Origin of the sequence: Paenibacillus sp. FSL H7-0943 (assembly GCF_037963265.1) — a bacterium.
Taxonomy (GTDB): Bacteria; Bacillota; Bacilli; order Paenibacillales; family Paenibacillaceae; genus Paenibacillus_AQ; species Paenibacillus_AQ odorifer.
On record NZ_CP150148.1, the window covers coordinates 1,589,954 to 1,612,175 of the forward strand.

A 22,222-nucleotide genomic window follows, 5' to 3' on the forward strand; every position below is an offset into this window, starting at 1 on the left:
TTTCAAAGAACCTGGCAGGCTGCATTAAGCGGGCTGCCAGGTTCTTTATAGATTTGGAGAGGCGGGGGAGTGCTTAGGAAAACAGCGGCCGGAAGTCCAACTATTCACCGCAGTAGCGATTGCATCTTTTTTGAAGAATCCTTGAATTTGAGTTTTAAAGCTCAGCTTCTTTTACTATATTTTCCGGGTGGAATGCCCGTGATGTTCTTGAAGGTACGGATGAAATTGGCATAATCGTTAAAGCCGGACAGATAGCAGGTATCGGATACGGAGTTCCCGGCGGACAAGAGCTGCTTGGATAACGCAATTTTTTTGAGCAAGACGTAACGGTAGATGGTTCCGCCTGTCTGCTGTTTGAACAGATGGCTGAGATAATATTTATCGACGTTCAGTTCTCCAGCGATTTGCTCCAGTGACAGATTTAGATGCAAGTGGTTGTCGATATAGCTCATGGCTGATTGAATATGTGAGGAAATGATGCTGGGCACGGTAGATCGGGTGCGGCTGTACAGCTCATTGATGAGGACGAGGATCTGAACCAGGTAGGTCAGAGCCAGAACTTCGCTCCCGTACTGCTGATTCTCTAATGTCTCAATCAGGCGGGAAGCAAGGGCTGTATACTCTGCAATCAGCGGTTCATCCATTTGCGCGAGATTATGCTCTCCGGGCTGGCGGTTCTGGAAACAAGCGAGCAGATTTGTAGTTGCGGTACAGAAGGGATAGACAAGTGGAGCTTTGAAATGGATTGTCAACCGTTCATAGGGCTCCGGAGATAAATTGATGATTTTATGAATCTCGTGATTGTTGAACAACAGGACATTGCCCCGCTGCAGGGGATAGCTGAACTGATCTACAAAACCGTTCACCTTGCCGCCGAAGAACAGGAAAATTTCATAGTGGTCATGGATGTGAAAATCCCTGGTAGGTGAGATCGGCGAATTTCCGATACCTGCCAGAATATCTCCATCGAACGGCTCATAATACTGGGCATGCTTCATTGGAACTGCCCCTTTCAGATTGATCACAATATACGCAATAAAACATCATTATTCGCAAAGACATTGCAATAATACAACACTAAACTATAGTAGAAGATTACGCAATATAACAAGATTCAGGCGGTAGGCAAGAGAAGTAGCTGTAGCTGATTAGATGCAATTGAAAGGGTGGAATTGTGCATGAATGGGAAGGAACAGCGTAAATACTGGCTGGATACAATGCTGCTGATCGGGGGGCCTGTGCTGAATGCTTTGGCTGAGCGGAAATTAAAGGAACAGTTGCCTACTAAGTTTCATAGTGACCGGAGCCAGTTTGCCCATTTGGAGGCTTTTGCGAGATTGGCATGCGGAATGGCCCCTTGGCTTGAGCTAGAGGGACTTGAGGGTGAGGAAGAACAGTTTAGAGCCCGTTATGCCGGGCTAATGCTGGAAGCCATTGATGCCGCTGTTGATCCGAATTCACCTGACTATATGGAATTCAAGACTGAAGGCCAACCGCTGGTTGATGCGGCATTCTTGGCACACGCGCTGGTGCGTGCGCCAAAGCAGCTTGCCGGCAAGCTGAGTGCGCGGGTCAAAGGCAATGTAATAACAGCGCTGAAGCAGACACGCCGGACAGCGCCAAGCGGCAGCAACTGGCTGCTGTTCAGCGCGATGGTGGAAGCCGCTTTGTATATACTCGGCGATCCTGAATATGACCGGATGCGCGTTGGTTATGCGGTCCATATGTTCATGGATTGGTATAAGGGCGACGGAGTTTACGGGGATGGCAAGGACTTTCACTGGGATTATTACAACAGCTTTGTTATTCAGCCGATGCTGGTGGATGTGGTAGCACTTTTTGAACAGGAGTCTGAGCAATATTCCGCATTGAAACCGCTGATTCAACAACGGGCACAGCGATACGCTACTGTTCTCGAACGGATCATTGCACCGGATGGAACCTTTCCCTTTATCGGGCGTTCGATCGTTTACCGTTTTGGGGCATTTCAACTGCTGTCGCAGGCGGCGCTGCAGCATTTTTTGGAGGAAGCATTGCCTCCTGCACAGGTACGCTGCGCTTTGACAGCTGTGATTACGCGAATTATGGAATATCCGGGTACGCTTGATGAGTCCGGATGGCTACGTCCGGGGGTATACGGTTATCAGCCGGAGCTTGCGGAGAGCTATATCAATACAGGCAGTCTTTATTTATGCGCCTCCGTATTCCTCCCGCTGGGGCTGCTCCCTTCTGATCCATTCTGGTCAGGGGAAGAGATGAAATGGACTTCACTAAAAATTGCAGCCGGTGAGAATGTTTTGAGAGATCATGCCTTGGAATAAAAAGTATTCAGCCATATTAGTGATGAATAAGATGCTTCGCGGATCTGACTGACCTATAAGGAGGAAAAAAGGCATGAATAAACAGATGCTTTTGGAAATAGTGCATGAAATGAAGCCAGTCGATCTGAGCTTGTATTATCCAAAGGGGGATGCGGCTGCTTTTTGGAAACGGGCGTTATCATCAGGAGTACTACAGGCAGATATCAGCGAGATCCGCGCGGAGGCGGTAAGGCTGGACGGGCAATCTATACCTGAACTGTCGTATACGTTATTTTCCATTTATTCGCGTACGGGTTCGAGGCTGGAATATGAACGGGTTTATTTTGAACGGAGAAGAAGGCTGAATACTTATGTATTTCTGGCTTTGCTGGAGCCGGAACATCCGGAAGTACTGGAGAAGCTGGAGGACATCCTCTGGGCTATATGCGATGAGTACACCTGGTGTCTTCCGGCCCACCTCCCAGCGGATCATAATGCAGCTGATATCAACCGGTATATTGATCTGTTTTCTTCCGAGACCGGATTTACTTTAAGTGAAGTTTTACTTTTGCTCGGGGAACGACTTTCGCAGCTTCTGAGATCCCGAATCCACCATGAAGTAGAGCGGAGACTGTTTCGTCCATTTCTTGAAAATGGTCCTTATGATTGGGAGACAGCGCGGCATAATTGGGCAGCGGTCTGTGCGGGATCAATCGGGGCTGCTGCCTTGCTGTCTGTGGAGGACCCAGCCATGCTTGCGGATATTCTGCTGAGGACAGAGCGCGCCATGTTGTATTACCTGGAAGGGTTCGGTGAGGACGGTGCCTGTCTGGAAGGCCTTGGGTACTGGAATTATGGGTTTGGTTATTTCACTTATTATAGCGATCTGCTCTGCTCCAGAAGCACAGGCAGACTGGACTGGTTCAAGCAAAAGAAGGTAGCACAAATCGCGCGCTTCCAACAAAAATGTTTCATTGACGGAAGTCATGTAGCCAATTTCTCTGATTCAGTGCCTCAGGTGCTAGTACATATGGGATTGTCTCATTATCTGGCGGAAGTCTGTACGGATGTCGAACGCCCCCCATCCGCTTTGCGCGCTCCTTACACTGAAGATCATTGCAGCCGCTTTGCACCGGCTTTCCGCAATCTGATCTGGACCAGGGCTGGCAAGGAGGACGAAGCTTGGCAAGCCGCCAGCTATTATCTCCCTGATGCCGCTTGGCTTGTCTCGCGTTATGTGTCAGAGGCGGGTTCATTCGGATTCGCAGCCAAGGGCGGGCACAATGCTGAACCGCATAACCATAATGATCTGGGACATTTCATTCTGAGCGGCCGGGGAGAGATCTACGCATCCGATCTTGGAAGCGGAGAGTATACCGCTGATTATTTTGGGGCTGGCCGTTACCAGTATGACTGCAATGGATCGCAGGGCCATTCGCTGCCGATCATTGATGGCCAGTATCAGCTGGCCGGTCGGGAGTTCAGCTCCACAGTGCTGCATGCATCGGCGGAGGAGAATGATGAGCTGACATTGGATCTGACACAGGCGTATCAGGTAACAGGACTACAGTCCTTAATCCGTTCGTTCGTCTGGCATAAAGAGGAATGTCCACGGCTGGAGCTGACAGACACTTACCGGTATGCGGGAATTCCGGCGAGCTGGACGGAGCGGTTTGTCACCTGGCGTGAGCCTAAGCTCCTTCATCCGGGTACCTTGCTGCTGCCGGGGACTACGGCTCGCGGCGTTGAAGTGACATACGATTCGCTGAAAGTTGAGCCGGAGATTACTGTGCATATGTACCGGGATCATTTTGGCATGGAGAAGCTCTGGTATAGTCTGGACTTCCATGTGCTTCAGCTTGGCGCGGTGGGCAAACTGGCATTCACTTTTCAATTTCTATAAAAGATGGGTCTGAGCTTATAAAAAATCCTCTATCAGAGGGTAGAGGCTAATTCGAATAAAGGCGGGATTTAGATGAGTAGATTAGTAAAGCAAGCTTGGGTAGACGAGGCTTGGGGCAAAGCCTTGGAGAAGACTAGAACGAACAGCCGGAGAATCGGTGCAGAATTCCCCCATGCCAGTCAAGGCGGCAAATACGTGCTTGAAGCACCAAACTGGTGGACGGCTGGCTTTTGGCCGGGAATGCTCTGGCAGCTCTATGCTGAGAGTGGTGATGAGGATTTGAAAGCGATTGCTGAGCAGTGTGAGGAACGGCTTGACGAGGTGCTGGATGGTTATGTGAAGCTGGACCATGACCTAGGTTTTATGTGGCTGTTGACCAGTGTTGCGAACTACAAGCTCACGGGCAGAGAAGCATCACGAGTCCGGGCGTTGAAGGCAGCCAACTATCTGGCGGCCCGCTTCAATCTGAAAGGACGCTACATCCGGGCCTGGAATCCATGGAGTGAAGGCGAGGATAACAGCGGGGTAGCCATTATCGATTGCTGCATGAATACCAGCCTGCTTTTTTGGGCCTCCGAAGTAACAGGGGATCCACGTTATCGGCATATCGCTGAGGCGCATATGGATACGGTGCTGGAGCACTTCATCCGGCCGGATGGTTCGGTTTATCACATCGTCAAATTCAACCCGGAATCGGGCGAAGTGGTTGAAAAGCTTGGCGGGCAAGGTTATGCGCCCGAGTCGGCTTGGTCGCGCGGGGCAGCCTGGGCGCTCTACGGACTGTCATTGGCCTATCATCATACGGGCAAACAGAGTTACCTCAATGCATCCAAGCAGGTCGCGCATTTCTTCTTGACCCGTCTGCCCGAAGATCACGTTCCACATTGGGATTTCCGTGCTCCCGGTGAAGTTGGCGAGATTCGTGATAGCTCTGCTGGTTCCTGTGCAGCGAGTGGCTTGCTCCTGCTGGCTAGCCAGGTGGACGACTCGGAGGCTCATGTGTATCGGAACGGGGCTATAAGAATTACTGAATCCCTTTATCGGAATTATGGAACTTGGGACAATGCAGAAGAAGAAGGATTGCTGCTTCATGGTACGAGTAACTATCCTGAAGATCGGAATATAGATGTTCCGCTTATCTATGGTGATTTCTTCTATGTCGAAGCGCTAGCCCGGCTAAAAGATGCCGGACCGTTCTACTGGGAATAGGGGGCATATAATGCAGACTGAAAAGACTTTTACGACTATTGCTAAAAATCCGCTAAAGACCCGGGAGGATCTGGTCTCTGCTCTTGAACAGCTTACAGATCCGCTTCGGCCGCTCTACAGCAGAGGCGGCGCACGGCTGGCAATCGGCGGAACAGGAGCCAGCTATTCAGCAGCAACTGCAGAAATGGAAGGTTTCTCCCGGGTATTGTGGGGCTTAGTGCCCCTGCTCATGGGAGGCGGAGAAAACGGGCTTTGGGATACTGTGCTGGATGGCATACGCCACGGCACGGATCCTGCCCATGAAGAATACTGGGGTGAAGTTCAAGATTATGACCAGCGTCTGGTAGAGATGGCGGTCTTCGGTTTCGCCTTAGCCGCCATTCCTGAACAGATCTGGTCACCACTTACCCAGAAGGAACAGGAGCAATTGTACAGCTGGCTGAATCAGATTAATTCCCATCCTTGCTATGACTGCAACTGGCTGTTCTTCAACGTGCTAGTTAATGTCGGATTCCGCAGAATCGGCCGACCCTACGACGCGGAGCAGCTAGAGAACAATCTGAAGCGAATGGATGATTTTTATCTGGGTGATGGCTGGTACAGTGATGGAATTAACGGGCATAGCGATTATTATGTTCCTTTTGCCATCCATTACTATGCGTTACTGTACGCGAAGCTGATGGAACAGGAGGACCCGGAACGTTCACAGGTGTTCAAAGAACGGGCCCGGCTTTTTGCCACCGAATTCTTGGGCTGGTTCGCTCCGGACGGATCTGCCCTTCCTTATGGAAGGAGCTTAACCTACCGCTTTGCCCAGTCTGCTTTCTGGAGCGCACTCGTCTATGCAGGCGTTGAAGTATTCCCTGTAGGTGTGGTCAAAGGATTAGTACTGCGCAATTTGCGCTGGTGGTTCAGCCAACCGATCTTTGATGCCGGAGGCGTTCTGACGATTGGTTATACCTACCCCAACTTGGTCATGGCGGAGAATTATAACGCTCCCGGTTCGCCCTACTGGGCGTTAAAGACATTCCTGCCATTGGCTCTCAGCGCGGAGCATCCATTCTGGAAAGAAGAGGAACTGCCGCTGCCGGATATTCCTGCAGTTATAGTCCAGAAACCTGCGCATCTTGTCATTGTCCGCGAACCTGCTTCCGGCCATGTGGCTGCCTTCAACAGTGGTCATCTATATACGAATGAGCATACCCACACGTCTGCCAAGTATGAGAAATTCGTATACTCAACAGGCTTCGGGTTCAGCGTACCCCGCTCCGAATGGGGATTGTCTCAAGGGGCATTTGATTCCATGCTCGCTCTAAGTGAGAGCGGGGACAACTTGTATCGGGTCAGACGGCGGAATATGGAGTCAAAAATTGTGGACAATGTGCTGTACTCCGTCTGGAAGCCATGGACTAATGTGGAGGTTCGGACCTGGATCGTTGCTGGGCTGCCCTGGCATATTCGGATACACCGGATCGAGACCGGACGACCGTTGGACGCTGCAGAGGGCGGCTTCGCACTTGGTCAGGAAGCGGGGGTGGAACAGCAGATCGGCCTTACAACCGCCGCAGTATCTACAGCATGGGGAACAAGCGGAGTCAAGGGTTTGATCGGCTATGAAAAGGCTGAGCTAATTTGGCCTAATGCCAACACAAACCTGCTTCATCCCCGGACTGTTTTGCCTACACTGACGACTTTCCTTGAGCCTGGAATCCACTGGCTGGCTTCGGCTGTATACGGTGATCCGTCGGGAGATTCTTGCGGTGGTATTCTTGAACAATCACCTGAGTCTATTTTGAAGGTTACTTTTGATAAGGACATCATAAAGGTTCTTACGTCTAGTGAAGCGGAATTTATTATCAGAAGAGAGTGAGAATTACCGCTAACAACATTGTGTTAAAAAGACAAGTAATTGAGTAGAGTATGACTGATTTCTCGTATGAAAAATAAATTTCTGTGGTTGTACAATTTCCCCCGTACAGGCACTTCTAGGCGCACGCCCACATACAATAAGGATGACCATGAACCCGTAAGGCAAACAGATCGGTTTCATTGTACAAGTGCGGGAGGTGTCGCCAAGTTGCCTGGATTCTTAAGCACGATTGCGTTGCTGATCAAAGAACTGACGCTGCTGGTATCATACGTAAGGAATAATGCATTTCCACAACCGCTCTCGGAGCAGGAGGAAAGCCGATACTTAGGGATGATGGCTGAGGGAGATGCCAAGGCCCGCAATTTGTTGATTGAGCATAATTTGCGGCTCGTTGCCCATATAGTGAAAAAATTCGATAACACCGGAGAAGACATGGAGGATCTGATCTCCATCGGCACCATCGGCCTGATTAAAGCTATCGAGAGCTATCGCCCGAACAAAGGCACAAAGCTAGCCACTTTTGCTGCCAGATGTATCGAAAACGAAATTCTGATGCACCTAAGATCCTTGAAGAAAACTCGTAAAGATGTATCTCTGCACGACCCAATTGGGACTGACAAAGAAGGTAATGAAATTACACTCATTGATATCCTCGGTTCGGAAGCGGATGATGTCATTAAAGAAGTAGATCTGAAGATCGAAAAGAGTAAGATTTATCGTAACCTTGATATTCTGGATGACCGGGAAAAAGAAGTTGTCGTGGGGCGGTTTGGATTGGATACAGGTGGAGAAGAGCGGACACAGCGGGAGATTGCTAAGGAGCTTGGAATCAGTCGCAGCTATGTATCGCGGATAGAGAAAAGGGCACTGATGAAGCTGTATCATGAGTTTTATAAGGCGAAAAGATAAATTTAAAGTCACAATGCGTTATTTGTTAACAATAGAGCTTTTATAAAGCGACTTGTCTGCGGATAAGTTGCTTTTTCTTTTAATAAACATGCATTTAGAAAGGATAACGATCATGTCACCCTGTTTGCACTATCATTTTGTGTCCATGATTCAGAAGTTTCTCGTCTTTTACCCGATTGGTCGGTTCTCAATTATATGAGTTCAGTCTATATAGTTTAATCAGGGTAGTAATATTTTTGTGGGAATAGAAAATTGTACTCGAACCTAGTGTCCACACCTTGAGATAAAATTTGAATACTCTATGTAGAACATGAACTCTACATACCTTTGAGAAGGAGGGACCAAGTAAATGGCTATTCTATCAACTGGACCGATAGAAAATAATTTGGTCAGTGGTGTAAGGCCAACACAACAGCTGACCATTAAAGCTGATAATACTGACTCTGTTAATGTTGCAAGTATTTTGATTCAGGGTTTCTATCTAAGCGGAATGAGAGCTTTATATGTACTTGAATTAATTAGTTTAAATCCAAATGAAGCAATAACAATGGATTATTTTGCAGACCTAGATGCTTTTGAGTTTGTCTTCACAACGACCGGTTTAGCAGAACAACAAATTGAAATTTCAGTTTGGGGAAAAAATGCCGCGGGACAACTTGTAACTCCTCATCGAATCGTATCTTCTGAATTGTTAGGAGCAAGCACAGGAGTAACCGGAGCCACGGGTGAAACAGGGACCACAGGAGTGACCGGAATAACAGGAGCGACCGGAGCGACGGGTGAAATAGGTGCCACCGGGGCAACGGGGGCTACCGGAGCCACGGGAGTAACCGGAGCCACGGGTGAAACAGGGACCACCGGCGTCACCGGAGCGACAGGTGAAACAGGGGCAACGGGGGCTACCGGGATCACCGGAGCGACGGGTGAAACAGGGGCAACGGGAGCTACTGGCGTCACCGGAGCGACGGGTGAAACCTGGGCAACGGGAGCTACCGGCGTCACCGGAGCAACAGGTGAGACGGGAGCCACGGGGGCTACCGGGATCACCGGAGCGACGGGTGAAACAGGGGCAACGGGAGCTACTGGCGTCACCGGAGCGACAGGTGAAACAGGGGCAACGGGAGCTACCGGTGTCACCGGAGCAACAGGTGAAACGGGAGCCACGGGGGCTACCGGGATCACCGGAGCGACGGGTGAAACAGGGGCAACGGGAGCTACCGGCGTCACCGGAGCAACAGGTGAAACGGGAGCCACGGGGGCTACCGGGATCACCGGAGCGACGGGTGAAACCGGGGCAACGGGAGCTACTGGCGTCACCGGAGCGACGGGTGAAACCGGGGCAACGGGAGCTACCGGCGTCACCGGAGCGACGGGTGAAATAGGTGCCACCGGGGCAACGGGGGCTACCGGAGCCACGGGAGTAACCGGAGCCACGGGTGAAACAGGAACCACGGGTGAAACAGGAACCACCGGCGTCACCGGAGCGACGGGTGAAACCGGGGCAACGGGAGCTACTGGCGTCACCGGAGCGACGGGTGAAACAGGGGCAACGGGAGCTACTGGCGTCACCGGAGCGACGGGTGAAACCGGGGCAACGGGAGCTACCGGCGTCACCGGAGCGACGGGTGAAATAGGTGCCACCGGGGCAACTGGGGCTACCGGAGCCACGGGAGTAACCGGAGCCACGGGTGAAACAGGAACCACCGGCGTCACCGGAGCGACGGGTGAAACAGGGGCAACGGGAGCTACTGGCGTCACCGGAGCGACAGGTATAACCGGGGCAACGGGAGCTACAGGCGTCACCGGAGCGACAGGTATAACCGGCGTTACCGGAGCAACAGGAGCCACAGGAGCTACCGGCGTTACCGGAGCAACAGGAGCCACAGGAGCTACCGGCGTTACCGGAGCAACAGGAGCCACAGGAGCTACCGGTGTTACCGGAGCAACAGGAGCCACAGGAGCTACCGGCGTTACCGGAGCAACAGGAGCCACAGGGGCTACCGGCGTTACCGGTGCAACAGGAGCCACAGGAGCTACCGGCTTCACCGGAGCGACAGGTGTCACCGGTGCAACCGGAACAGGTGGCACATTACAAAACGGACTATTTACTGTTAATGTAGCATCAGTAGTAAATGGGACGGCAATTTCGTATGCGACCTCATTCATTAATGGCGCTAATATTTTGCATCCGTCAAATACGACCTTTGTACTGGCCATAGGACACATTTATTTAATTTCTTTTACTTTCAGGGCAACTAGTTCAGTAAATGGAAATGTTACTGTTACACCAAGATTAAATCTAGTATTTCAAAGTCGTTTTTCAGGCAGATCAGTTACTGGAACTGTAGATGCTAATGTGAGCGTATCTGGTACGTTCTTAGTGGACACTACCTCAACTGCTATTACGTTAGATTTTCTATATAATGGGTCAGCAACAACTACATTTACGGATGGTTCTGTTTCAATAATTCAGGTTCAGTAAAATAGTGAAATGGATTGGAATTTTGATTTACTGTATCCAAAATTTTGAGGCAAAGGAGAATCGAAGATATGGCTATCCTATCAACCGGACCGATTGAAAATAATCAGGTCAGTGGTGAAAGCCCAACACAACAATTGACCGTTAAAATCGAAAATCGTGATTCAGTCAATAATGCGAGCATCATGATCCAGGGATACTACCTAAACGGGACCAGAACGTTATATATACTCGAAACAATTATTATAAGCCCAAATGAGGTAGTAACGAAGAATTATTATGCGAACTTTAGTGCCTTTGAGTTTATCTTTACAACCAGCGGTGTAGCAGAAGATCAAATTGAAATGTCCGTTTGGGGGAAAAATGCTTCAGGGCAACTTGTAACACCTCACCGTATCGTATCTTCAGAATTGCTAGAAGCAACAAGTACTATCGATCCTAATGCAACCATAGTGGGAGTAGGGCCAAATGTTAGCTCTCAATTTAGCGAATTAAGAACAAGTGAAAAAACCCCGATTATTGAACTGACCTCGGTATATGGATTATCTAATCTAAGAGACGTTGTTGCCACACTGGGCAGTGCTACAGTTGGAAATACCAACACGGAGTTTCAGTTAACTACGACAGCATCGGGCGGAGATATTGCCATCCTCCAAAGTTCGGAGAGAGGAAGGTATGAATCAGGTCTAGCTGCCGAAGCAGGTATAGGCATCCGTTTACCGGTTGCGCCGACAGGAAGCCAAGTGGTGAGATGGGGTGCTTTTGACGATCAAAATGGCTTATTCTTTGGTCAGAGTGTAGCGAATGGAATATTTGTAGCAATTCGAAGAGCAAGTGTTGACACTGTAATTCCTCAAACATCCTGGAACGCAGATAAATTAGATGGAACGGGGCCAAGCGGGATAACGCTTAATTTATCGGAAGGTAACATTTTTCAAATGGTATTTACTTGGTATGGGTATGGAGTCATTGAATTTAGAGTAGTGCTTCCCAATGCTACGACTTTAGCACAAGAAGTAATTACAGTTCACCGGTTCTCACCTAGCGGGCAGACAAGTCTTGCTGATCCTAATCTTCCCCTGCGTGCAGAAATATTTAATAATGGCACAGCAGCTGAACTCAATTTATTTGTTGGAGGAAGACAATATAGTATTTTAGGCAAATATAATCCAGTCTTCAGGGTAACTTCCGAAAGAAGAACAGTAACTGCGTCAGGAACCCTTACACCTGTTTTGTCCTTTCAAAGAAAGGAGATTTTCCCGCCAGGTTCAAGTAGAGCAAATTCAGTCAGTGTAAAACTCGAAGCGATTGATCTTGTAACTTCCGAAGATATTTACTATCAACTCATACTCGGTGGAACGATTGATGGAGCTTTTACAAACTTCCCAACTGTGACTACTAATATCCCCTCTTCAGAGACCGCTCTTCTAGTTAATAATACTCTAACGACAATATCAGGCGGTCAGGTCCTATTACAAGGGTTAGCAGCTGGAGCTGGAGGTATGGCTCGAATTTCAGCATCTGCTTCATTATTGGATTTCCAATTGCCTGATAATGAATTTGTCTCACTGGCTGTAGCAAATTTAAGCGGCGCTACTAATTCTGTTACTGCTACTTTTAGCCTTACAGAAGAATGGTAATTAATGATGCCATCTTTATCTGGTTAGGTTGCAATGAAAAGATGGAGACTAACTTGGCGGATATCTAAATAAATCTTAAGCACAGAATCGCGTAATAATTTGACATCGTATCGTGTCCACAACCTCAAGAAATTCGATAACACTGGGGAAGACATGGAGGATCTGATCTCCATCGGCACCATCGGCCTGATAAAAGCTATTGAGAGCTATCGTCCGAACAAAGGAACCAAACTAGCCACAATTGCTGCTCGTTGTATTGAAAACGAAATCCTGTTGCACCTGCGTTCGCTCAAGAAAACACGTAAAGACGTATCCCTGCATGATCCAATTGGGACGGACAAAGAAGGTAATGAAATTACTCTCATCGATATCCTTGGTTCGGAAGCGGATGATGTTATTAAAGAAGTGGATTTGAAGATCGAGAAGAGTAAGATTTATCGTAATCTTGATATTCTTGATGACCGGGAAAAAGAAGTTGTGGTTGGGCGGTTTGGATTGGATACAGGCGGGGAAGAGCGGACGCAGCGGGAGATTGCTAAGGAGCTTGGCATTTCGCGGAGTTATGTTTCGAGGATAGAAAAAAGGGCGCTCATGAAGCTGTATCATGAGTTTTATAAGGCTAAGCGGTGAGACTGATGACAATTACACAGTAATAATCCATTAATAATAAAACTTGAAAAGCGACTTGTCTACGGATGAGTCGTTTTTTGTGTGGATAGGGTTAGCCCTACTTATGATACGGTTCATCGCACTATCTGTAACGGCAAGTTATAAGGCCATCCCTTTCGGGATGGCCCTTCCTGTAAACGTGGTTACTCGAGTACTCTGTCATTTTTAATTGAATTTCTTTTAATTAGTAGTTTCTAGTAATCTGGAAACAATTGCTGCAAACTCTGCTCTAGTAATATCTTTTTCAGGCTTAAATGTACTGTCTGCGTATCCTGTAATAATATTATTGGATGCGAGTGCATCGACGGAATCATAATACCATGCATTTCTTGTAACATCTTTGAATGATGTGTTTCCAGTACCAGTTAGCTTAAAAGCTCGAGTGATTAGTACCGCTAATTCACTACGGCTAATCTTCTCATTTGGACGGAAGCTTCCGTCGCTATATCCGTTCATCAAGCCTGATCTAGCAGCTGCACCAATAAACTTATTCGCCCAATGAGTTGGAGATACATCTATAAAGTTACTTTCTTGTCCTTCAAGTCCCATATAAGTTGCAATTACTTTAATTGCTTCGGCACGAGTCAAACCTGAATTTGGGCGGAATGTTCCATCGGAATACCCCGTCAATAATCCCTTAGCAATTAGTGCGTCAATGCTTGTTTTTGCCCAATGATTCATTGTATCTACAAAACTAACAACTTTCGGTTTATCTGCTGGTATTATTGTTTCTGCAGGTGACGGTGTTTCTATAGGCGTTGTTATTGCTGGAGGTGTCACCGTACCTCCTCCAGTATTTGGATGGGGTGGTCCATTATCTGTGTTTGGATCAGGATTAGTAGAGTTTGAAACGTATTGAAGTGCTGGAGCAAATGTTGTAAGTAGTCTAGCTTGACTTTGTTGCTCAAGAGCGTAGCTCATGCCTAAAACTTTTGCATCGTCCCATGCTCTACCAACCAGTTGCATAGAGATAGAATATCCGCTGTCATTCGTTCCTACAGGAACAACTACCGTAGGTAGACCCATAGTAGAGGTTAATACGCCTGTGTTACGGTCTGAACTTAATTGAGAAGCTGCTGCGTCATTGTTATATACGTCACTAATAAAACCTGCATAAACAACAGCATCAACGCCATTCGCGTCCATCCAGCTTTTAATAACATCCTTATAGTCAGTTCTATACTTAATGTAATCTTGTACAGCCTGTTCAGTCATACGAGTTGGGGTACTATATCCTCTTTGATTATAGATAAGCACTTTATCTGAAGCTAGTACACTTGCTCCATCAATATAAGGGAAGTCCTTATGCAACTCAATATAACGTGCCCAACCTTCAGTAGATCCATTAATACCTGAAGGACGACTAGGGCCTGATGGTACAGCTGACATTTCAACCATAGTCGCACCCGCTGCTTGAAGCTCTGAGAACTTATCCATCACTGCCTGTCCAGTATCATCATCAGCATATGCAGATACAAAGGATGCAGGAATGTATCCAATTTTCTTTCCTTTCAATGCATTAACATCCAGAGATTCCTTCCAATCCACTGGACGCTTATGATCTGCATCAGCAGTGACTGTGAAAATATCCTGTGGGTCCGTACCCGTTGTAGCATTCAATATAATAGCTAGGTCAGTTACTGTTTTAGCAATGGGACCTGCATAATCTTGTCCCCAAGTGAGTGGCAGTACACCTGTAGTACTTGCCATACCGTCTGTACCCCGGAAGCTTTTTAAGCTAGCGCCTGTAGTTGGTGCATAGAGAGATACCCCTGTTTGCGATCCCATTGCTGCTGCTGCAAAATCAGCTGCAACAGATACTGCAGACCCGCCGCTTGAGCCAAAAGATGTTTTCGATGGATAGAGTGCATTCCATGTTTGCTGCCAGCCGCTTTCACTAAAACTTCCGCTGTTAGCAAACTCAGAAGTATTTACTTTACCAATAATTACAGCTCCAGCTTCCCGCAGTTTTTTCACTTGGAATGCATCAGAATCAGGCTGCCAGCCTTCAAGAGCTTTACTGCCACCGGTAGTAGGCATATCCTTTGTATCATAAATATCTTTTATCGCAATTGGAATACCCAATAAATCACCTTTTACACCTTGGGCACGGGCATCGTCAGCAGCTTTTGCTTGGTTAAGCGCAGTTTCAGATACATGCAGGAATGCATGGAATCCCAATTGTCCCTCATCGTATACCTTGATTCTATCTAAATAGGCTTGAGTAATTTGTACAGAGGTAGTTTTGCCAGTAATCATATCCTGTTGCATTTCTGCAATTGATTTATTCTTAACATCATACGGCGATGAAGTTACTAATTCTTTAGGCGCAGGAGCATTTGGTATAACCAGATGATCTCCAGTATCAAGTCCCTCTATAGCAGATATATCCCAGTTGCTAATTGACCGAATTTGTGCGTTTGTTAATCCTGTTACATCCAGAAGACTATTAAGTCCATCTAGCATAGCAACCAGATTTTTCAACCCTTCTTCACCAGCTTCTCCAACTTGTACATAATTTACTAGGGATTTCGATTCGCCCGGGCCAATATTTAGTGAATTAATGAACCCATAGAAATTCGCTTCATTTCCATACTCAGCTAATGGTATTGTGAATGGATCCTGTTGCTGATTACCTAGACCGGTTAATCCATTATCAAACGGCTTTGGAGATCCCACTGCAACGCCTAACGGCTTATTGTTTTTGGCGCTACTATCTACAACAATCCATGAATCATCTGTAGTTACCTTTAGATCGCCTGAATAGGTTGCCTTAACTACTGAAGCATTTGTTGTTGTACCATATCCTAAAGAGCCACCGAATGATACATCAACTTTTATTGCCACATCATTTTTATTAGTGAAAGTATCAAAGAATCTCGTTCGATTATGAATAGTATCCACATACACCTCACGTGTTACAGTTACATTTCCTAGATTTACAGATTGAGCCGAAGTAAACTTATTAACGCCGTCATATTTCAAGTCAAACCCACGCATCATTTGACCATTCATCAGCGGAGCTGAAGGCGAGGACACTTTAACAAAGATATTGCCGAAACCTTGTACTTGTGTAGAACCAACTGTACGTAAACTTCCTGTGTCTAAGCTAGGAGCAAAAACATCGTGAATCTCCCATACTGTGCCACTTTCTGAAGTAACTCTAGTTAAAGCGTCAGCTGTTTGGAACGGAATTACACTCGTAGCAATAACAGATAACACAATTGAAGTAGCTATAAATTGCTTTTTACTCCAATTTTTTTTTGCTGGTGAATATTCAGATCGGGTGGAACCAGAATGCTCTCTTTTAGTTTCACGTAGACGTTTGAACTTATTCATGTGCGTAATCTCCTTTTCCTGTATGTATTTTATTATTTAATGTTAGGAAATATAACACTAGTATTTGTTTCAGTCAATGAATATTATGAATTTAATATATTTTGAGTTTGTGAAAAGGAAAAACCGGCTCTTTTAATTATTTTATGTAATGTATATGTAAAGTATAGTATTAAATAGATTACAATTTATGATAGTTTTTTGAGAATCCATAGGATATTGAGTATCATCATTTGGCTGCATCACCAAAAACCTTGAATTTCACTTATCTTTATGTGAATTTGACGAAATCAAAAAGAAAAGGAACAGCTAAAAATTAACGGAGAATATTATGTTTTTCATTTCATGAAAGTGGAAGATTCTATATCGGAGCATGGCATAAAACAGAATCACTGATGATTCCAGATGCATAGCCGCAAGATCACTAATGGGCATCCTGAAAAGAGTAAAGTTTCTGCTGGGAAAGAAGCCATAAGAATAGCCAGGTAGTGTATCTGGAATAAGTGGGATTTCATTGTGGAAACCATTTTAGCGGGTGATAACGTTATAAGGCAGATGAGGGATGCAAAGGAACAAGGCTTTGAAATTATTGTGTTTTATGCGGGATTAGCAGATGTTCGGCTAAATATTGAATGTATTGTTCTACGTGTGAAAAACGGTGGCTATCATATTGAAACCGAGGATATTGTTAGACGCAATTTAGCAAGTATGAATAATCTGATATCTCACTTAGAGTTGATTGATCAAGTAATTGTTATTTAAATGGATTACCAGGATGTACACAAAAAATCAATCGGAAACTACAAATTAAATTTAATATGCAAAAGGAAACCAATTCGAATCAGAATCGATCGTAATTGGTTTATTTTTTGCCATCACATCGTGTCCATAACCTCAAGAAATTCGATAACACTGGGGAAGACATGGAGGATCTGATCTCCATTGGCACCATCGGCCTGATAAAAGCTATTGAGAGCTATCGTCCAAACAAAGGAACAAAGCTAGCCACATTTGCAGCACGTTGTATTGAAAACGAAATCCTGATGCACCTGCGTTCGCTCAAGAAAACACGTAAAGACGTATCCCTGCATGATCCAATTGGGACGGACAAAGAAGGTAATGAAATTACACTTATCGATATTCTTGGCTCTGAAGCTGATGATGTCATTAAAGAAGTCGATCTGAAGATCGAAAAGAGTAAGATATATCGCAACCTAGATATTCTGGATGACCGGGAGAAAGAAGTTGTGGTGGGTAGGTTTGGGCTGGATACAGGTGGAGAAGAGAGGACACAGCGGGAGATTGCTAAGGAGTTGGGGATCTCGCGGAGTTATTTTTCGAGGATAGAGAAGAGGGCGCTCATGAAGCTTTATCATGAGTTTTAAAAGGCTAAGCGGTAAACTCATAATCACAAGGTAGTATCCGTTAACCGGCATACATAGAAAGCTTCAAGGACCATATTAGAATTTTTTAGAGAAGATATAGTTCAGCGAATTTTTGTATTAAACCAACTCATAAAAATACATGAGAAAGGGAGAGAGCAAATTGTTAAGTGGTGCTCTGAAGAGTACATATATCCAGTCATCTTTTGCGATTATCCTGGGGATTGGGCATATTGCATTTTGGCTGTGAAGATATTTAGCTATTGTTGCAATTAAAAAGAAAGGTACGGAAATCTTTAGTTAAATACAACACAAAAGCTTATTAAATATAACTAAATTTGAGTATCAAGCGAAATAAAAAAACCACTTATGCTCGGAAATCCCAAGCTTGCTTAAGTGGTTAATCGTGCTTTTGAATCTTATAACAACCTTAAGTTGTCGGGTTAAATGCCCCTTGATACTCATCCATTAAATTGTCGATAATCTGCTGTACGGACAAAATCTCTTTAATCTCATGAACTCTGGACCCAGCAAAAACCAATCCGTTCTTAACATCTCCTCTAAGGGAAGTGAGCAGGGATTCCATTGTACAGAAGCGATGTGAACAAACCTTTAGACAATTATAGCATTTGACTATCTTTAATTTGGCATCATCACTGATCCGGTCCGTAAATTCATTCCGAATCGCTCTACCTTCTAGACCCACAGTAGACTTGATTAGGACAGTATCTCCTTGCTGAGCATCTACATACTTTTGCTTGAAGGCTAAGGGAGCATCACACTCAAGGCTAGCCACAAAACGGGTACCCATTTGAACACCAGATGCGCCGATCCGAAGGGCTTTTGCGATATCATCCCCTGTTAGAATTCCACCCGCAGCAATAACAGGAATCGAAACGGCCTCTAAGACTTCAGGAAGGATATCAAACATGGATCTGTCTGTACCTAAATGGCCTCCAGCTTCGAACCCTTCCACAACGACTGCGGAGGCACCAAGTCTTTCGGAAATTCGGGCTAATTTGGCGGATGAAACAATAGTTACGACAGGAGTACCATATTCTTTACCCCAAGCATAAATATCTCTAGAGATTCCGGCTCCGGAAATAATAAAGTCAACCTTTTCCTCCAAAGCAATCTTCATTTTTTCGGCAAAGTCCTTCACTGCGAATAGTACATTCACACCGATGTAGCCATTTCCTTTAGAGAGTTCTCTTGTTTTGCGAATATGCATTCTCAGCTCATCAGGAGTGATCCCTGTACCAGAGATGGTGCCGATCCCGCCTGCATTAGCTACAGCAGCGGCTAGTCCACTTAAGGATATGCCTACACCCATTCCACCTTGAATAACAGGAACTCTCGATTTAATATGTCCGAATTGGATTGTTGGAAGTTTCAATTACACACCTCTTTTGCAAGTTGTTGACATTATTAATACTCCTCTAGAGTAATAAGATATATCGTAACACAGCTAATTCTTTCCTGGATGTGACTGTAAACATGCTCAAACTATGTTAAATATCATGTCTTTCAACTGTTAAGTTGTTGATATCAAGTGAAAATTTAAGAAAACGAAGTGACTATTAAAAAAAAGGACAATGAATAACAAAAAAAGAGCCATCCATCCGGTAAAACCTTCATACTTCTATCAACGCTTTTCTATCAAGAAAGTGGATTTTGACATCGTATCGTGTCCACAACCTCAAAAATTCGATAATGCCGGAGAAGACATGGAGGACTTAATCTCCATGGAACCATTGGCTTGATTAAAGCCATCGAGAGCTATCATCCGAACAAAGGAACCAAACTAGCCACATTTGCTGCTCGTTGTATTGAAAACGAAATCCTGTTGCACCTGCGTTCGCTCAAGAAAACACGTAAAGACGTATCTCTGCACGATCCGATTGGGACAGACAAGGAAGGTAATGAAATTACACTTATCGATATCCTTGGCTCTGAAGCTGTATCATGAGTTTTATAAGGTGAAGCGGTGAGGATATTAGATAATAACTTAAGATTCACTATAGAGTGTTTTAAAAGCGACTTGCAAAAAGGGAGTTGCTTTTTTATGTGCGCCCAGCATTGGCGATCTATAGGGTTGAAGTTCCGCATACATCGTACAAAAATGGCAGACCTTGCGGCAAGCGATAGAAGAAAGAACCTATGAACCGAGCCCTTCCCCTACATAGAATTAGAAGGAATAACGGAATCGTGCAAAAAGTAACTTTCTTTGCTAAATAAAAATATCCATCATTCTTATATAATAAAGGTGACAAGGTATCATAACAAGGAGCTTGGATCAACATAAAATAACCTCTGCGAGTGAGAAGGATAGGATGGATGCATCATGAAAAGGTACGGGGCGGTCGTGATAGGCTGCGGTTATATGGGCTCTCTCCACTTGGACGCGATATCACGACAGGTGCGGGTCCGGTTGATCGGCGTGGCGGATTGGAACCGGGACAGGGCCTCCTTAGTGGCAAGCCAATACGGAGCTGAGTGTTGGAGCACGGATTACCGGGTCTTGATAGAGCGTGATGATGTGGATCTGGTCATTATCGCCACGTACCCGTCCTCCCATCTGGGGATCGCAAAAGATTGTCTCGCTGCAGGGAAGCATATCCTATGCGAGAAGCCGATGGCGGGCAATGCACGGGAAACACAGGAATTCATGAAGCTGGCCCGTGGAGCTAAAACCAAGGTGCTGATCGGTCACATCCTTCGCCATAACACTACGTACCAGGCGGTTATGAAGATGATCCGGGAGGGCGCCATCGGCTTCCCTTTGGTGATCCGGCTATCCCAATTGAAGCCCTCCAAAAATTGGGCTTCCCACTTATCCCTGCTCCGGGACGTCTCGCCGATCGTGGATTGCGGCGTCCATTATATCGATGTGATGCGTTGGGCTACAGGGGCGGACGTAGTAAGCGTCAATGGGATCGGGCAGCGTCTCTACGAAGAAGTCCCGCCGTATACTTACAATTACGGACTCATGACCCTCCGTCTGTCGGACGGCTCCATCGGCTACTTTGAGACAGGGTGGGGCAAGGGGCTTCCGACTGATAACCGGAAGGAATTTATCGGACCGGCAGGCCGGATTCGCATCATATACAAGAACGAACGACCGCGAGAGGATCAGCATCTGGGGAATCTGATCGAGGTCGAAGACTACCAGAAAGGAGCGGTCCGGCAGATCAATATGGACTTCTCCGTAAAGCCTACGGGTGCCCAGCTGGACTATTTCCTGTCCATGCTGGAGAACAACTTGCCCCCTATACCGGCAATGGAGGAAGCCTGCCGGGCGATGGAGATCGCTCTCTTAGCCGACCGGGCGATCCATGAAGGAATTACGTTACCTTGCGCGAAATAAGGGTTGACCAACATGGTGATGGTAACAGGGGATGAACCGGTGCATGGTGTACACCTGCTGAGGAATAAATTGTCCACACCCATGCAAAGTACGGCAGCCGACATCAGTCAGTCGAACTGAGGGATGTATACGGTGCCGTCGGGTACCACCCGCTGGATCATCAACGGATTGCAGGGCTAGTAAGCTCCGGAGCCATATTCCGGGAGGTTCCATTCGGCGAGGTGAAGGTAGATTTCGACGCATTGCAGGAGAACGGATACGGGGGGATCTGACCATCGATCGGGAAGTGGGGGATGCGCCCGAGGGGATATAGAGTGTGCAGTTCCATCATCCGCCAATACAGGTAACGGCAGACGGCCGTGCGAAATTTCGGGGATCGAGACTGCGTATTGGAAAACCGGTAAGTCGCGGGTCTAAATAATCAAGTTAATTAATAGGGTTGTTTTGCTGTGTTAGCCTAGTGGGATTTCCAACCGAAGGGAATGAACCATGGAAAGAAAATTAGAAACCTTAGTGATTTCCCGCCTGATAAATCAGACGGATGTTTCAGTTACAGAAGATTTCCAGATCATTAAACAGTATCAATGGCTTAAAGGATATAACCCGGTCGTTACAGCAAGATTAAATTACAGTCAGGAGGATCTGAAGCTTCAGTTTAAGGTTTACGAACAGAATCCAATACGAACATATAGAAACATGAATGATCCTGTGTATAAGGATAGCTGCATCGAGTTCTTTTTTCAACCTACTCCGGATTCGGACCAGCGCTATATGAATTTCGAATTTAATGCGAATGGCGCAATTCTCTTGCAGATAGGAGCGGATCGGTATGATCGCTTCCCAATCACTATCAATCCAGCACTTTTCCAAGTCCTATCCACCACGGATCAGATTAATGATAAAGGGGAAGCGTATTGGGAATTAAGCTTTTCGATCTCATGGGCATGGGTACAATCTTATTTTTCGGATTTTCGGGCAGTGCCGGGAAAAAGGATAAGAGGAAACTTTTACAAGTGCGGCGATGAAACGGTTTATCCGCACTTTGGAACATGGAGCAAAGTTCATTCGAACAAACCAGAATTTCATAGAAGCTGTGATTTTGGGATTCTGTACTTAGAGTAACTGCGAAATGCAGGTTAATGAATAACTTCCAAAGCC

16 protein-coding genes and 1 pseudogene are annotated in these 22,222 nt (G+C 46.2%); 14 read left to right on the forward strand and 3 right to left on the reverse strand.

The genetic code is table 11. The annotated features are described in order from the left end of the window. Positions 1-161 precede the first annotated feature (161 nt). Positions 162-998, reverse strand: coding sequence for an AraC family transcriptional regulator (locus NSQ55_RS06980; protein ID WP_339172198.1), 837 nt, complete (start codon positions 996-998; stop codon positions 162-164). Positions 999-1,178: 180 nt separating this feature from the next. Here NSQ55_RS06980 and NSQ55_RS06985 point away from each other — a divergent pair, with 180 nt between their 5' ends. From NSQ55_RS06985 to sigK (NSQ55_RS07020), 8 genes are all read left to right on the forward strand, one after another. Beyond that, positions 1,179-2,321, forward strand: coding sequence for a DUF2264 domain-containing protein (locus NSQ55_RS06985; RefSeq protein WP_339172200.1), 1,143 nt, complete (start codon positions 1,179-1,181; stop codon positions 2,319-2,321). A 73-nt stretch (positions 2,322-2,394) separates the two neighbouring features. After that, the gene (locus NSQ55_RS06990; protein WP_339172202.1) at positions 2,395-4,203 is read left to right on the forward strand and encodes a hypothetical protein; all 1,809 of its coding nucleotides are present in this window, start codon (positions 2,395-2,397) and stop codon (positions 4,201-4,203) included. A gap of 72 nt (positions 4,204-4,275) precedes the next feature. Continuing rightward, positions 4,276-5,412 carry a glycoside hydrolase family 88 protein gene (locus tag NSQ55_RS06995; protein ID WP_339172204.1) on the forward strand — a complete coding sequence of 379 codons (1,137 nt, stop codon included), beginning with the start codon at positions 4,276-4,278 and terminating at the stop codon, positions 5,410-5,412. Positions 5,413-5,422: 10 nt separating this feature from the next. Further along, positions 5,423-7,282 carry a DUF2264 domain-containing protein gene (locus NSQ55_RS07000; protein ID WP_339172206.1) on the forward strand — a complete coding sequence of 620 codons (1,860 nt, stop codon included), beginning with the start codon at positions 5,423-5,425 and terminating at the stop codon, positions 7,280-7,282. A gap of 207 nt (positions 7,283-7,489) precedes the next feature. Further along, positions 7,490-8,191: an RNA polymerase sporulation sigma factor SigK gene (gene sigK, locus NSQ55_RS07005; protein WP_036675850.1), complete on the forward strand. Its 702-nt coding sequence runs from the start codon at positions 7,490-7,492 to the stop codon at positions 8,189-8,191. 349 nt (positions 8,192-8,540) lie between these two features. Then, a complete protein-coding gene (locus NSQ55_RS07010) occupies positions 8,541-10,673 on the forward strand; it encodes a collagen-like protein (RefSeq protein ID WP_339172209.1) in 2,133 nt (710 codons plus the stop codon). A 68-nt stretch (positions 10,674-10,741) separates the two neighbouring features. Next, positions 10,742-12,310 (forward strand): hypothetical protein, encoded by a 1,569-nt coding sequence (locus NSQ55_RS07015; protein ID WP_175617412.1) that lies wholly within the window; start codon positions 10,742-10,744, stop codon positions 12,308-12,310. A gap of 72 nt (positions 12,311-12,382) precedes the next feature. Further along, positions 12,383-12,940: an RNA polymerase sporulation sigma factor SigK gene (gene sigK, locus NSQ55_RS07020; RefSeq protein ID WP_339174427.1), complete on the forward strand. Its 558-nt coding sequence runs from the start codon at positions 12,383-12,385 to the stop codon at positions 12,938-12,940. Positions 12,941-13,159: 219 nt separating this feature from the next. On the opposite strand, the gene NSQ55_RS07025 is transcribed toward sigK (NSQ55_RS07020), so the two are convergent. Beyond that, positions 13,160-16,318 carry an amidase family protein gene (locus tag NSQ55_RS07025; RefSeq protein WP_339172212.1) on the reverse strand — a complete coding sequence of 1,053 codons (3,159 nt, stop codon included), beginning with the start codon at positions 16,316-16,318 and terminating at the stop codon, positions 13,160-13,162. A 513-nt stretch (positions 16,319-16,831) separates the two neighbouring features. On the opposite strand from NSQ55_RS07025, the gene NSQ55_RS07030 reads away from it, so the two are divergent. Continuing rightward, positions 16,832-17,077, forward strand: a complete 246-nt coding sequence (locus NSQ55_RS07030) for a hypothetical protein (protein ID WP_076302154.1) — start codon at positions 16,832-16,834, stop codon at positions 17,075-17,077. A 95-nt stretch (positions 17,078-17,172) separates the two neighbouring features. Then, entirely contained in the window at positions 17,173-17,700 is a 528-nt protein-coding gene (sigK, locus tag NSQ55_RS07035; RefSeq protein WP_339172215.1) for an RNA polymerase sporulation sigma factor SigK, read from the forward strand. 427 nt (positions 17,701-18,127) lie between these two features. Here sigK (NSQ55_RS07035) and NSQ55_RS07040 read toward each other — a convergent pair whose 3' ends face one another. Beyond that, positions 18,128-19,093: a nitronate monooxygenase gene (locus tag NSQ55_RS07040; protein ID WP_339172217.1), complete on the reverse strand. Its 966-nt coding sequence runs from the start codon at positions 19,091-19,093 to the stop codon at positions 18,128-18,130. Between the two features lie 304 nt (positions 19,094-19,397). Between NSQ55_RS07040 and NSQ55_RS07045 the strand changes: the two are divergent. The 4 genes and pseudogenes from NSQ55_RS07045 to NSQ55_RS07060 all read left to right on the forward strand — a co-directional run. Continuing rightward, positions 19,398-19,657, forward strand: a pseudogene (locus tag NSQ55_RS07045) (sigma factor); the annotation flags it as partial. A gap of 377 nt (positions 19,658-20,034) precedes the next feature. Next, the gene (locus NSQ55_RS07050; RefSeq protein ID WP_248547758.1) at positions 20,035-20,193 is read left to right on the forward strand and encodes a hypothetical protein; all 159 of its coding nucleotides are present in this window, start codon (positions 20,035-20,037) and stop codon (positions 20,191-20,193) included. A 256-nt stretch (positions 20,194-20,449) separates the two neighbouring features. Next, on the forward strand, positions 20,450-21,064 hold the full coding sequence (locus tag NSQ55_RS07055) for a Gfo/Idh/MocA family oxidoreductase (protein WP_249267684.1): 615 nt from the start codon (positions 20,450-20,452) through the stop codon (positions 21,062-21,064). Positions 21,065-21,553: 489 nt separating this feature from the next. Continuing rightward, entirely contained in the window at positions 21,554-22,186 is a 633-nt protein-coding gene (locus NSQ55_RS07060) for a carbohydrate-binding family 9-like protein (protein WP_076098916.1), read from the forward strand. Positions 22,187-22,222 lie beyond the last annotated feature (36 nt).